The organism is Burkholderia mycopellens, from assembly GCF_964265025.1.
Lineage (GTDB): Bacteria > Pseudomonadota > Gammaproteobacteria > Burkholderiales > Burkholderiaceae > Burkholderia.
Map to the genome: position 1 here is coordinate 1,441,344 of NZ_OZ183802.1, position 13,696 is coordinate 1,455,039.

Annotated in this window: 9 protein-coding genes; 7 read left to right on the forward strand and 2 right to left on the reverse strand. The window is 58.3% G+C overall.

Annotated features, from left to right (window positions below; translation table 11 throughout):
* The first annotated feature begins 1 nt into the window (after position 1).
* Complete coding sequence (gene phoR, locus ACPTTC_RS06765; protein WP_423391932.1) at positions 2-1,321, forward strand: phosphate regulon sensor histidine kinase PhoR; 1,320 nt, start codon at positions 2-4, stop codon at positions 1,319-1,321.
* Between the two features lie 126 nt (positions 1,322-1,447).
* Here the strand turns inward: phoR and ppk1 are convergent, their stop codons facing one another.
* Positions 1,448-3,511: a polyphosphate kinase 1 gene (ppk1, locus tag ACPTTC_RS06770; RefSeq protein ID WP_423391933.1), complete on the reverse strand. Its 2,064-nt coding sequence runs from the start codon at positions 3,509-3,511 to the stop codon at positions 1,448-1,450.
* A 277-nt stretch (positions 3,512-3,788) separates the two neighbouring features.
* On the opposite strand from ppk1, the gene ppx reads away from it, so the two are divergent.
* Positions 3,789-5,303, forward strand: a complete 1,515-nt coding sequence (gene ppx / locus ACPTTC_RS06775) for an exopolyphosphatase (protein WP_423391934.1) — start codon at positions 3,789-3,791, stop codon at positions 5,301-5,303.
* A 90-nt stretch (positions 5,304-5,393) separates the two neighbouring features.
* On the opposite strand, the gene ACPTTC_RS06780 is transcribed toward ppx, so the two are convergent.
* Positions 5,394-5,828, reverse strand: coding sequence for a hypothetical protein (locus ACPTTC_RS06780; protein WP_423391935.1), 435 nt, complete (start codon positions 5,826-5,828; stop codon positions 5,394-5,396).
* 1,176 nt (positions 5,829-7,004) lie between these two features.
* Here ACPTTC_RS06780 and ACPTTC_RS06785 point away from each other — a divergent pair.
* The 5 genes from ACPTTC_RS06785 to ACPTTC_RS06805 all read left to right on the forward strand — a co-directional run bounded on the left by ACPTTC_RS06785 (position 7,005) and on the right by ACPTTC_RS06805 (position 13,185).
* On the forward strand, positions 7,005-9,704 hold the full coding sequence (locus ACPTTC_RS06785) for a type VI secretion system Vgr family protein (protein ID WP_423391936.1): 2,700 nt from the start codon (positions 7,005-7,007) through the stop codon (positions 9,702-9,704).
* A gap of 11 nt (positions 9,705-9,715) precedes the next feature.
* Positions 9,716-10,984: a hypothetical protein gene (locus tag ACPTTC_RS06790; protein ID WP_423391937.1), complete on the forward strand. Its 1,269-nt coding sequence runs from the start codon at positions 9,716-9,718 to the stop codon at positions 10,982-10,984.
* 538 nt (positions 10,985-11,522) lie between these two features.
* Positions 11,523-12,083 (forward strand): PAAR domain-containing protein, encoded by a 561-nt coding sequence (locus ACPTTC_RS06795; protein WP_423391938.1) that lies wholly within the window; start codon positions 11,523-11,525, stop codon positions 12,081-12,083.
* Positions 12,080-12,649, forward strand: coding sequence for a lytic transglycosylase domain-containing protein (locus tag ACPTTC_RS06800; RefSeq protein WP_423391939.1), 570 nt, complete (start codon positions 12,080-12,082; stop codon positions 12,647-12,649). The genes ACPTTC_RS06795 and ACPTTC_RS06800 overlap by 4 nt, the downstream gene beginning before the upstream one ends.
* Positions 12,646-13,185 (forward strand): hypothetical protein, encoded by a 540-nt coding sequence (locus ACPTTC_RS06805; RefSeq protein WP_423391940.1) that lies wholly within the window; start codon positions 12,646-12,648, stop codon positions 13,183-13,185. The genes ACPTTC_RS06800 and ACPTTC_RS06805 overlap by 4 nt, the downstream gene beginning before the upstream one ends.
* The last annotated feature ends 511 nt before the right edge of the window (positions 13,186-13,696 follow it).

Below are 13,696 nucleotides of genomic sequence, written 5' to 3' on the forward strand. Positions count from 1 at the left end.
CATGAACATCATCTGGGCGCGCTTTCTGGTGTCGCTCGTGCTGCTCGTGCTGATCGGCGTATTGGTCGGCGTCTTCGCCGGCCCGACCGCGGGCCTCGTGTTCGTGGTCGTGATGCTGGTCGCGCAGGGCTTTTTCAGCACCTTTCATACGCAGCGTCTGTGGCGGCTGCTCGATGCGCCGGTCTACGGCGAAGTGCCGAGCGCGCCGGGCATCTGGGGCGAGATCTACTATCGTCTGCACAAGCTCGCGAAGCAGTGGCATGCACAGGTGCGTCAGGTCGAGCAGCAGCACTCGCGCTTCATCCAGGCGATCCAGGCGTCGCCGAACGGCATCGCGATGCTCGACGACCACGACCAGATCGAGTGGTGCAATGCGATCGCCGAGGTCCACTTCGGCCTCGACGCGAAGCGCGATCTGCGCCAGCACATCACCAATCTGGTTCGTCATCCCGAGTTCGTACGCTATCTGAACGCGCAGCATTACGACGAAACCCTGGTGATGCGCGGCATGGGCGATTCGCGGCAGAACGTGCTGGAAGTGCAGGTGTTTCCGTACGGCGAGAACCGCAAGCTGCTGCTCACGCAGGACATTACCGAGCTCGAGCGGACCGACGCGATGCGGCGCGACTTCGTCGCGAACGTGTCGCACGAATTGAAGACGCCGCTCACCGTGCTGTCGGGTTTCCTCGAGACGATGCGCGAGCTGCCGCTGAACGAGGAAGACCGCGCGCGCTATCTCGAGATGATGGAGCAGCAGGCCTCGCGGATGCGCCACATCGTGACCGACCTGCTGGTGCTCGCGAAGCTGGAGGGCGAGAGCAAGCCGCCGGTCGATCGTGCGATCGACATGCGTGCCGTGTTCGACCATCTGAAGGAGGACGCGCAGACACTGTCGAACGGACATCACGACATCGCGTTCTCGATCGACGAGACGCTCGGCGTCACCGGCGCGCAGACGGAGCTGTTCAGCGCGTTTGCGAATCTCGTCACCAACGCGATCCGCTATACGCCGGAAGGCGGCAAGATCGTCGTGACGTGGCGGCGCGAAGGCGCGCAGGGCGTGTTTTCGGTCACGGACAGCGGCTTCGGTATCCCGGCCGCCGACCTGCCGCGGCTCACCGAACGCTTCTATCGCGTCGATCGCAGCCGTTCGCGCGACACGGGCGGCACGGGGCTCGGCCTTGCGATCGTCAAGCACGTGCTGCAGCGGCACGACGCACACCTGTATGTGCAGAGCGAGGAAGGGCGCGGCAGCACGTTCACCGCGCGGTTCCCGGGCTCGCGCATCATCGCGATCCGGCCGGCCGCATACGAGGCATGATCGCGTCACCGCATCCGTCGCTCGTTCGGCGAGCGGCGGCATGCCGGATCCGCAACAAAAAAGCGCAGCCCGCGGGCTGCGCTTTTTATTGGTGGCGCGGAGCGCGACTCGCGCCGCGCCGCCGGTTCAAGAACAGAACTTCGCGAGCAGCCCGAGTTGCGCGTTGCGGATCGTCTTGCCGGCGCGACGGCGACGGTAGTGGCCGTCGCTGTGCATCTGCCATGCCGACTGGTTGTCGCCGAGGCACACCGACAGGCCTTCGGCGATCACGCGCCGCTTGAGCTTGCGATCGCGGATCGGGAACGCGACTTCGACGCGGCGGAACAGGTTGCGGTCCATCCAGTCGGCGCTCGACAGATAGACGTCTTCGGCACCGTTCGCGTGGAAATAGTAGATCCGGTGGTGCTCGAGGAAGCGGCCGACGATCGAGCGCACGGTGATGTTTTCCGATAACCCCGGCACGCCGGGTTTCAGCGCGCAGACACCGCGCACGATCAGGTCGACCTTGACGCCGGCTTGCGACGCTTCGTACAGCGCGGCGATCACCGTCGGCTCCAGCAACGCATTCATCTTCGCGACGACGCGTGCGCGCTTGCCGGCACGCGCATTGTCGATCTCCGCGCGGATTGCGTCGATGATGCGCGGATGCAGCGTGAACGGCGACTGCCACAGCTCGTGCAGCGTGAGTTCGCCGCCGATGCCGGTCAGCTGCTGGAACACGTGATGGACGTCCTCGCAGATCTTCTGGTCGGCCGTCATCAGCCCGAAGTCGGTGTAGAGGCGTGCCGTGCGCGGGTGGTAGTTGCCGGTGCCGAGGTGCACGTAGCGGCGCAGCGACGCCTTGCCGGCCTGCACGACCCGTCGCACGATCAGCATCATCTTCGCGTGGCACTTGTGGCCGACCACGCCGTACACGACATGCGCGCCGACGGCTTCGAGCTGCGACGCCCAGTTGATGTTGGTTTCCTCGTCGAAGCGCGCGAGCAGCTCGACGACGACGGTCACTTCCTTGCCGTTGCGCGCGGCTTCCATCAGCGCGTCCATCAGCGGCGAATCGGTGCCGGTGCGGTAGATCGTCTGCTTGATCGCGACGACGCTCGGATCCTTCGCGGCCTGCTGAAGCAGTTCGAGCACCGGCTGGAAGCTCTCGTACGGGTGGTGCAGCAGGATGTCGCCGTTGTCGATCGCGTCGAACATCGTCGGCGCGTTCGTGATCACTGCCGGGGTCGACGCGGCGAACGGCGCGAACTTCAGGTCGGGACGGTCGACGAGATCGGGAATCTGCATCAGCCGCACGAGGTTCACCGATCCGGTCACGCGATAGCAGTCCTTCTCGCCGAGTTCGCTTTCCTCGAGCAGGCGTCGCACGATGTGCGACGGCGTGTCGGCCGACACCTCGAGGCGCACGGCATTGCCGAGGTGGCGCGCGGGCAGTTCGCCCTGCAGCGCGACGCGCAGGTTCGTGATTTCGTCCTCGTCGACGAACAGCTCGCTGTTGCGCGTGATGCGGAACTGGTTGCAGCTCTTCACGACGAGTTGCGGGAAGAGTTCGCCGACAAAGCGCTGCATGAACGAGCTCAGCAGCACGAAGCCGTGCTCGAAGCCGGACAGCGCGTGCGGCATGCGCACGACGCGCGGTAGCGCACGCGGGGCCTGCACGATGCCCATCACGGCCTGGCGGCCGAATGCGTCGCGGCCTTCGAGCTCAACGACGAAATTCAGGCTCTTGTTCAGCACGCGCGGGAACGGGTGGGCGGGATCGAGGCCGATCGGCGTCAGCACGGGCAACAACTCGTCGAGGAAGTAGTGCCGCGCCCATTCGAGCTGCTCGTCGTTCCACGTGTCGCTCGCATGGAAGTAGATGCCTTCCTGTTCGAGCGCGGGCAGCACGGTTTCGTGCAGCATCGTGTACTGTCGATGGACGAGCCGTTGTGCGCGTTCGACGACGAGGTCGTAAGCATGCTGTAACGACATGCCGTCGGGCGTCAGTGCACCGGGGTTGTCGCGGATCTGCTCCTGCAGCCCGGCCATCCGGACCTCGAAGAATTCGTCGAGGTTGCTGCTGGTGATGCAGATGAAGCGGAGGCGCTCGAGCAACGGGACTTGAGGGTCGGCTGCCTGAGCCAGCACGCGCTCGTTGAAACCGAGGATGCCGAGTTCACGATTGAGAAGCGGATAACGGACGGACATCGGCAGAGTAGGGGGTGATTCGGGCGATGATTCGAAAGGACGCTCGGAAACTCTCACGGTACGATGACGTGCTGATGACAATAATGTATTTATATCGGGAAATTCTACGCCGTAACCGTTTCGTCTCATAAATGTTTCGGCTATATGCAATCGAGCAGCATGCATGCCCGTGAAGCGTGGCAATGGCAAGCGTTCCACGCTTAAAATGTCGCCTTTGATTGATCGCCCAGGGTGGCCGACCGGCCGCCGCGGGCGAACGCGCACGGAGCCCCATTCGATGGTTACAACCCCCCACTTGCTGGCTGCCGTGGATCTCGGCTCGAACAGCTTCAGGCTGATCGTCGGGCGTGTCGAGGAAACGTCGGCGGGCAGCCAGATCTATCCCGTCGATGCGTTGCGCGAGCCCGTCCGGCTGGCCGCGGGCCTGTCGAGCGACAAGATGCTCGATCGCGCGTCGCAGGAGCGTGGCTGGGAGGCGCTCAAGCGGTTCGGCGAGCGCCTGCGCGATTTCCATCCCGATCATGTGCGCGCGGTGGCGACCAACACGCTGCGCGTCGCGAAGAACGCAGCCGAATTTCTCGGCGAGGCCGAAGCGGCGCTCGGTTTCCCGATCGAAGTGATCGCGGGCCGCGAAGAAGCGCGGCTGATCTATGCGGGCGCCGCGCACTCGGTGCCGGCGAGCGCCGGCAAGCGGCTCGTCGTCGACATCGGCGGCGGCTCCACCGAATTCATCATCGGCTCGCACTACACGCCGATCGTGATGGAGAGCCTCTATATCGGCTGTGTGAGCCACAGCCGCACGTTCTTCCCGGCCGGCAACGTCGACGAATACACGATGCGGCAGGCCGAACTCGCGGCCAAGCGCGAGATCCAGATCATTTCAAGCGAGTACAAGAAGGCCGGCTGGGACCAGGCGATCGGCTCGTCGGGCACCGCGCGTGCGCTTGCAGAACTCGTCGAGGCAAACGGCTTCAACGATCCGGGCATCACGCACGGCATTTCGCGCGGGGGCCTCGAGCGGCTGAAGCGTGCGCTGATCAAGTCGGAGAACGTCAACCGGCTGAAGCTGATCGCGCTGAAGCCCGATCGCGTGCCGGTGCTCGCGGGCGGCCTCGCGATCATGCTCGCGGTATTCGAGGAACTCGGTGTCGACTACGTCGATACGACCGACGGCGCGCTGCGCCTCGGTGTGCTGTACGACCTGCTCGGCCGGACGCAGCACGAGGACATGCGCGCGGTGACCGTCGAGGGCTTCACGCGCCGCTACGGTGTCGATCGTGCGCAGGCCGAGCGGATCGGCGCGCTGGCGGCGCGCTTCTACGATGAACTCGAAGAAGCGGACGAAGAAGCGCGCGAGGAAGGGCGGATGTTCCTCGGCTGGGCGGCCGCGTTGCACGAGATCGGTTTGTCTATCTCGCACAGCGCGTATCACAAGCACTCGGCTTATATCGCGAGCAACGCGGACATGCCGGGTTTTTCGCGCACCGACCAGGCGCGCCTCGCCGCGCTCGTGCTCGGTCACGCGGGCAAGCTCGGCAAGCTGTCGCAGGCGCGCGACGTCGAGTGGCCGCTGCTGTTCTGCCTGCGGCTCGCGGCGCTGCTGTGCCGGCGCCGGACCGATGCCGGGCTGCCGGACATTTCCGTCTCGCAGATGAAGAAGGGCGGGTATGAAGTGCGCCTGCCGAGCGCGTGGGTCGAGCAGAACCCGCTGACCGACTACAGCCTCAGCCAGGAAGCGGCGGAGTGGGAGAAGGTCGGTATTCCGTATCGCGTGGTGTATACCGGCGCGTAAAGGGGCGAAAGCGGGGCCGGGAGGGGGCGGCAGCAGGCTGGCTTGGGCGCCCCCCCCTCATGAATGCCGCATGATCGCCCTGACGGCTGCTCAGTCCGACGAGCAGACGATCGCGGTCAGGAACGGAAACGCCTGCTTGACGGTCGCGTCGCTGCCGGCCTTGCGCACGGCTTCCTCCACCGCGCTTTTCGTGCCGCGCACCACGACGCCATAGGCCCAGTCGCCGATCGGTGTGCCGTCGCCCGTGCGGAAAATCGGGTCGTTCGCCTGGTATCCGAGTACGACATAGACGCCGAAGCCGTATGCCGTCAACGCGTGGTTCGTGCGGAATGCATTGACCGAGTTCGATTCGACGTGCATCGGCTCCGACTGGATGTCGCCGGCGGCAAGCAGCGGCGCGACGAACTTGTGGCCGGTCGAGTGGCAGTCGAGTGCGTCGTCGAGCGCCTTGGCCGATGCGGTGCCGGAGGTCGCGAGCGCGAGCAGCGATGCGCAGAGGGCGGTGTTCAGAATGTTATTTTTCATGCGCGGATGCGGGTTGTTCATACGTATTATCGCGTGTTCCGGCAAGTGCCGTATGCGGGCCGCAGGTGGCACGTTGGCACGTATGCCGCCGGCATTCCGGCATTCCGGCGTGCCGGCGAGGCGGGCCCTTGATCTTTTCAAGTCAGTCTTTCCTGCGTCGAGAGCGACAGGCCATAAGCCATTTGCTTCGTGTTGACCGTCGAAAAATGGCCGCCGAGGGCTGCGTGGATCGTTGTAGCGTCGATGCCCCAATCGATCACCGCAATGAACCGAGGCGCTGCGAACCGGAATCCCGGCTGACGCTCAAAGGGGCCAGAAACGGAAAAGGGGCTACGGTATTTAACCGTAACCCCTTGATTCCTTTGGTCGGAGCGATAGGATTCGAACCTACGACCCTCTGATCCCCAATCGGGTGCCCCTGCTATTCTCAACGTCACTGGCGATCGATAAAAATTATAAGCCATTGATTTGATGCAAAATTTAAGCTCGCTGCGATTTTGTGTGCTGACCCACAACGCTCCATGTTGCCGCTGCCCTTGGGATGTCGCAGTCCGCGTACTCCAGGCTCCAGGCTCGAGTCGGGGGAGTCAGTCCTAAATTTGTCGCAGCTGCGGAACGTCTGTGCCCACCTTGATGTTAGCCCGGCACAGGTTCTGCACCAGGCCGAGGAGTATGAAAAATTGCTGCGTAGCCAAAGCGTCAACGTGATTTCGGAAAAATCCATTAACCCGGCCGCGATCGCTATTGGTCTAGGCTTGCTCGCCGCACTCTTGTTGAGCAGTAAATAGTTCTTACTTCAACGACGTAAGTCGCCCCGTCTCGGTCCATCCAGGCGTCGCAGATTGGAGCGGTGGACGATGAATCGGCCCTACCTGATGAGCGCGCATCCGGGAGGTTGCTACTCGCGCTAGAATCCAGCGCCGCCAGCGCATGAAATTACTTAGAAAGAAATTTGTTATATAAATGAAATATTCGGTGGCCCTGACTGCGTCGAAAACAACTCTCACTAGGCGCTGTATTTGAATTTTTTGTCAGACCATATTGTTGTTTTCACGATCAGGGTACATTCTCATGACTTGTCGACATCGCTAGAATTGCGGCGATATAACGGGGAAGCCGTTCCCGTGAGAGCGTGGGCCGTTACGGGCCTGCAAAAAACAAGAAGATAGATAACGCATGAACATGACCGAAGTGGTTCAGGCTATTCGTGGTGGTCTGATCCAGCAAGATCGCTTGCTCAAGACAAGCATCCCATCGCTACCGGAAAACGCGCTTGTGCCACGGCGAGCAGTGACCTATTCCGAGCTTGGCCGTGACTTCAGTGTCACGCTCGACATGGTATCCACGGCGGGCGATATTGAGCTCAAAACGTTGATCGCCCAGCCGATGACGCTGTGGATTCAGCAAGCGGGCGGGTCCTATCTGCCCATCAATGGATACATCCATACAGCTCGCAGGCTTGGGGCTGACGGTAGCCTTTCAAGTTATCAATTGGCTTACGCTTCATGGATGCATTTCCTCAAATTCCGCAGCGATATGCGGTACTGGCAGGACAAGAGCGTCGACGCCATCATCACGGATGTATTTAATGCACATCCCCAAGCTCGAGGGCAGTTCGAATTTGCCTTGCTGAAGCAGCTACCCCCACGCTCATATTGCCGCCAGAGTGAGACTGACTGGAGTTTTGTCCATCGATTGATGGAGGAAGAGGGCTTGTTCGGTTTTTGGCGTCAGGACAATGATGGGAAGTCGCATAGGTTCGTCGTGACGGATGACATCTACTTCCTCGATGAGATGTCGTCCAATTCAATTGGATTCTCCAGGTCGGGTACGAGCAGCGAAACGGATGCTTTTACGCAGTGGGCGGGCTCGCGGACGCTGCAGAGTACCGTGCATACGACGCGCACGTTCGACTATAAAACCCCATCGTCTGTCGCTAATCCCAAAGGCACAACATTGCCGACGATGGCTGGCCAAGGAAATTTGCCGGAGCAGACCGAAGTCTACGAATACACAGGTGCCTACACGTATTTGAACCGGGATCGCGGTGAGCATCTCTCGAAGATTCACCTAGAGGAATGGGAGTCGAGAGCGAAGCGATTCCTTGGTATGGGGGCGGTTAGGGCTATCGATGCCGGCCGTCGGTTTGTGCTGACTGGCCATCCTGAGCACGATCGTGATCAAACCGGGCAGCGAGAATTCGCTGCGATCAAAGTGCGCCGGTACATCGAGAACAACCTGCCGCTTTCGACTCATGAAGCGAGCTTTCCATATAGCTTGCAGAGCGAACTAGCACAGGCAAAGTTTGAACAAACGGGAGAGGTCGTCACTCATGAAGACGGCTCGGCCGGTTTTTATCTGGTCGAAGTCGAGGCACAACGCGTGGTGGTTCCGTATCGGAGTCCGTTCGAGCACAAGAAGCCGTCGATGGAGTTGGAGACAGCAATTGTCGTCGGGCCGCAGGGCGAAGAGGTGTACACGGACACACTGAACCGCGTCAAGGTTATGTTCGTTTGGGATCGACAGAACTCGGGTGACGCGAATGCCTCGTGTTGGGTGAGAGTCGCACAGTCGGATACGGGCGGTGGCTATGGGAGTGTACACATTCCGAGAGTCGGGGAAGAAGTCCTAATCGGCTACATAGGCGGAGATTGTGATAGGCCTATCGTTCTGCATCGCGTTTACAACGGGAGCGTCCAACCGCAGTGGCATAGCAACGGCATCTTGTCCGGCTACCGGTCGAAGGAGTATTCGGGCAGTGGTTATAACGAGATGGTCCTTGATGATGCGACAGGACAAAATCGAACCAAATTGTTTAGCAGTACCGGGAGCAGCATGCTTCATCTCGGATATCTGATTGAGCAAAACGGAAACACGCGTGGGGCATATCTTGGCTCAGGCTTTGACCTGAAGACGGACTCGTACGGTGCCGTGCGTGCAATGCAGGGACTCTACGTTGCAACGCATCCGAAGTCGGGAAATGGTCAACAGCTTGATGTGCGTGAAGCGCAACAGCAACTTGTTAACGCAGAAAGCACGATTGAAGCGATGTCGCAACTGAGCCAGACTCACGAGGCGGGGAGCCTGAACGACGGGCACGAAGCACTGAAAACTTTCACTGACGCGACGCAGAGCAACGTGCAGGGTTCGCAGTCGGGAGGCCGGACGGCAGGGGGCGGAACGGGTAGCGCGAATGGGTTCAAGAAGGCGTTGATGTTGCTCGCGAGCCCATTTGGGATTGGTGCGTCTACACAGGATTCCATGCATGTAACAGCCGACCGCCATATCAATCTTGTAAGCGGTCTGGACACGTATATAGCAACGGCTCGGTCTCTCATTACGAGCGCCGCCGGCGTCGTTAGTATGTTCGCGAAAACGAGCATGAAAATGTTTTCTAAAGGTCCGGTTCAGATTCAATCGCATCAAGCGAATGTCGAACTGCTGGCGAAAGCGGTCCTTAAACTTTTGGCGCAAGGCGATGTAGAGATTGCTGCGGGCGGGAAACTTGTTCTGACAGCAGGGGGAGCATCAATCACGCTAGCGGGTGGCAATATCCTGGCGCATGCCCCGGGGATGGTTGATGTTCGGGGTACCCAGCATAGTCTCAATGGACCTGCGCAGATGAACTATCCATTGCCGTTGCTGCCAACGGACGATTTGCATTCTGGCTGGTTTAAGGCTGTTGATCATACGGGCCAACCAATTGGAGGATTGCCTTATAAGATCGTGCACGGTTCGCAGGTCCACTACGGCTTCACGGACGATGACGGTAAAACGCAAACAGTGATGGCGGCATCGCCGGATCACATGGAAGTGACTTGGAATCCTGAGCACTTTGAAGAACCATCGACTGACGATGACACCCCAACCTGCTAGAAGAGATAACAATGGCGACAAGTAATCTGACACTGTCCCAAAGCGGCACTGAGCAAGTTGCGACAGTGACGGCTGCGACGGTTCGTTTCGAGTTCGTAAATGCCGTGGGGAAGCTGACATCATTGAAGTATCGGATTGTCAAAAATGGCACGATGCAGCTAGCGCTCAACAAGTTGGGCGCCGATGAAAAGACCGCTACCGTGCAGGTCAATGCGGGTGACAGAGTCGGTATCCAATTAGGCGCTGACACGAAGCCGATGTTCCGCAGGCATGTGCTGTACGAAATCGTCGCGGACCCCGGCGTGAACATCGTTACGATCCGGGAGCATCGCGGCAAGGTTGACAAAGACGCGTGGAACAACGACAAGGTTGGGCAAAACGCGTTCAAGGTCGTACCCAATCAAAACGGTCGATGGCAAGGAGAATTGTGGGGCGACACATGGGCGCTCTTCAGTCCCAAGTACACGACGACCGAAGCAACGACGCTTTTGCACGGAGCCGGAGCGTCGGATGACTGGGTAGCGGTGGTTTGTCGTGTATATAGTGATGACCTTGCCGATACGGGGGACGCGGAATACGCACAGCTGCGCGGCGCACATACGGGCGTTAAACGCCTGCGCATCGCAATTGTGCCTACTCATCCTACGACCATCTTCTGGGAAGTCGATGCGTTCAATAACTGCCGTCAAAATATCCGAGGTGTCTATATGGCGGCAGATCCACCAGATACGCTTCCGTTGATCGAATTCGTTGGGCGGGTATCGCCGCTTGCGTACTATGCTGCGTTCAAAGCTGCCGTTGATTCGAGCATCGCAGAGATACACCTGAGCAGCGGTTGGCGTCCGATGATTGGGAGCGTTTTGCATCGTGTCGGAGTGGGGCTCGACGTGAACTACTTGCTCAATGACGGTCCGAACCATGATGCGCCGACGATGGACCACATCGCGATGCCGAGTCAGCAGGCTCAGCAGCGCTACCACGAAAGTGTTGAGATTAGTTCGCTGGAGAAACTACCCACCCGCACGCCGGAGCAGGAAGCCCATCTCGCGCAGCTGCGTAGCCAAGCTGATGCATTGAAGGAAAAGCCACTCGTCACTGCATACCGGACGCAGCTAAAGCAGAGCCCGCAGATTCGCCAGCTCTTTGAGCCATGGTTTATGCGTGCGACGAATCCGAATGTGCCAGATGCAGTCGAGGATATGAACAAAGGTCATTCATCCAATGAAACACTCCACAAAGACCATCTGCACATTACTGCAAATGATCCGGAAATCTACTAACACGAGTCAAATCGTGAAGCGCACGTGCAGATTAGCTGCACTGCTATTTGGACTAGGCGTATTGAGCTTACCGGCGATCGGTGCGGCGCAGGACGTTGAGGAGGCAGGGTGCCATTCAATTTACCTGAAGCGGGCTATTACGCTGTCGGGGCAGTACGCTGTCGACTACGACGACGAGGCTATCGGCTCCGACGTTTGGTTCACGGAGGATGATGACTCGGCGAAACGGCTTCCGGATCGTTCGCAACGATCAGGCGTACTTGTGTTCACGAATCAGGCTGACGCGATTCGCCGCCTGCGGATTCCGGCTGCGCGACCAGGCGGCGTATGTCGGCTGGAAGGGACCGCGAAAATAGTGATTCGGGATTTGGAAACGACGTGCCCTGGGCAAGAGGCGCCGGATCACGCTTTTCTGGCAAAGGTGATCCGTGCGAGTGTCCCCAAGCGGATAGCTTGCGACGCCTCTACTCAATGAGCGACGAGCTGCGGAACTGACTGGTCTTGTGTCGATTTCGAATGGTTGATGGGAGTATCAGGGGTGAAACGTAGTTATATCATTTTGGGCGACATGACAACTGCAGGTGGTGTCGTAATTCAAGGCGAGCCCGTATATACGGCTAATGGGAAACCCCTGGCATACCACGAGGCTAAAGTCTATTGTCATGCATGTAAAACAGAAGGGTACATCCGCAACATCGGGCCAAGTCGACCGATGATGTTGATGGGAAAGCAAGTTGCTCTGGAAAATGATCTTTGTATTTGCAAGTGTAATCCACCGCCTCAATTGATTGCGTCGCAGAGCAGTGCGTTCATGGAGTTCGGTTCAAAAGAACTCGAGACGATGGGCTACACCCCTAAAGGTAGGTACTTTGGTGACGCATCGTATGATCAACATTTTCTGTTGAAAGACAAGCGTACGGGACGACCACTTCATGACGTACCCTATAGGATAGTGACGGATGAAGGGGGCGAGATTGAGGGGCGTACTGATGCGAACGGCTATACAGAGAAGATATATGCAAAAAGTGCGGTGATTGCAACTATCGACGTATTTGAAGAGCACGTGCCGCTGAATCCAGACTGGGATCGTAATCTATGACGGGTAAGAAGGTCATTCAAACGCAAAAGGCGGCAGCAACTCCGAGATCAGAGACTGATCCGGTTGGTGTGCCAATCGATGATTCGGCGAGACTCCGTGAAATACGTAAGCTTGTTGAGGAAAACAATCGATCGACGCTTGACGAAAACTTGGTCATTTGTCAGATATACATGGAGTCTCGATTCGACGCGCGTGCTGGTGCTTCTCACGATGCAAGAGGGCTCTTGCAAATGCAACTTCGAGGTGTTCAGCAAGTTTATAAATATCGGAAGCAGAAGGAGCGTGGCGGGCACATGCCTAGCGACGCACAAACAAAGCAGGCCTTTAGCGAGGGGGCAGCTCTGCATAATAGCCCTGCTATATTTGATGAGGCTACGAACATACAGATCGGCACAGAGTACATGCAGTATTGGATCGATCAGTCTAGTTCCATTGAGGATGCGTACAAGAAATACCGAGGTGTCAGCAATGGAATTTATTACCAAAAGATTAGTGCGGCTGCAAAGCGGCTCGCTGCCGATCCTGACTCAATGCAGGTACTTCGCGACATGGTGAAGATTAAATGAGAATTCTAGCTCTAGGCCTTTTATTGATCGCGACGGCAACGCCGAGCATCAGTGACGCCGGCGCTTTGCGTTCGATAGTTTCGTGCCCATTAGAGGGCGGGAGTCGAATTACCCTTATGGCGAAATCACGTGGAGTGGATGGGGATTCACTGTTCGTGCAGACGAAGGGGAAAATCGAACGTGCGTTTCTTGATATGCCAGATACTGATTTTGTTGGACGTATTGTATTGTCGAGGTGTGTCAATAAAACTCTCGTTTTTGCACTGGACTATGGACCACCCTACCTAAAGGGAGTCGCAATTCGACAGAACCCAAAGACACATGTTGAAGAGCGTATCTATTTTGCGGAAAAGTCCCTGCCCCGGTGGCTGTATTCCGGTCGTCAGGAAATGTTGGTGATTATCCCCAACGAAGGCTATGAGACAGACAAGAAGTACCTTGTCTATCGATATGTCGTCGGGAAAGGGCAGTCGACGGAGAGCGCGCCGACGGATCGATTGCCAATCGCGAAGCGAAATCTAGTTGAAATTAGGTGACTAGAATTTGTTGTTGAGAAATTTAACGCGAAGAGAGGTGGTCTCACTCCTTCGGACAGTATTCTGAGATTTTTAAGCCAGTATGACTTTCCGTGAGGCGAGGGCTGGCTTGTCGTGGCGAATTCAACGCGGGTTAGCATCGCTGCCATAGCTGCACGGCATGGGCAATGCCACACCGGCGATTTCCACCACGGAGGCCAGCATGAAGAACGATAGCACGGTGTACGTTGGATTGGATGTGCACAATGAATCGATTACGGTCACGATCCATTCCTCTCCCGTTAACCATAGAGATTGCTGTTGGAAACGTCACTGAATGATCGGTGAAGAATTGCGCGCCGCACTCCGCCTAGATGGTCGACCAGGAATGTCTAGTGCGGCGCGGCTCGAAAGGATTCTTGAGTACCTCGTCGACGCTGGATTTACACTGTTGGCGCGTTTCGATCATGCTGATCTCCGGTTACGCCGAATTGGCATGCGTAGACTAATGTGTGATCCCCGCAGACGAGCT

What these genes read in the sequence shown, in the direction of transcription:
- ACPTTC_RS06790 (WP_423391937.1), top strand. Translation starts at nt 9,716, where the DNA reads ATGGCGACAAGTAATCTGACACTGTCCCAAAGCGGCACTGAGCAAGTT.
- ppx (WP_423391934.1), top strand. Translation starts at nt 3,789, where the DNA reads ATGGTTACAACCCCCCACTTGCTGGCTGCCGTGGATCTCGGCTCGAAC.
- ACPTTC_RS06785 (WP_423391936.1), top strand. Translation starts at nt 7,005, where the DNA reads ATGAACATGACCGAAGTGGTTCAGGCTATTCGTGGTGGTCTGATCCAG.
- ACPTTC_RS06780 (WP_423391935.1), bottom strand. Translation starts at nt 5,828, where the DNA reads ATGAAAAATAACATTCTGAACACCGCCCTCTGCGCATCGCTGCTCGCG.
- ACPTTC_RS06800 (WP_423391939.1), top strand. Translation starts at nt 12,080, where the DNA reads ATGACGGGTAAGAAGGTCATTCAAACGCAAAAGGCGGCAGCAACTCCG.
- ppk1 (WP_423391933.1), bottom strand. Translation starts at nt 3,511, where the DNA reads ATGTCCGTCCGTTATCCGCTTCTCAATCGTGAACTCGGCATCCTCGGT.
- phoR (WP_423391932.1), top strand. Translation starts at nt 2, where the DNA reads ATGAACATCATCTGGGCGCGCTTTCTGGTGTCGCTCGTGCTGCTCGTG.
- ACPTTC_RS06805 (WP_423391940.1), top strand. Translation starts at nt 12,646, where the DNA reads ATGAGAATTCTAGCTCTAGGCCTTTTATTGATCGCGACGGCAACGCCG.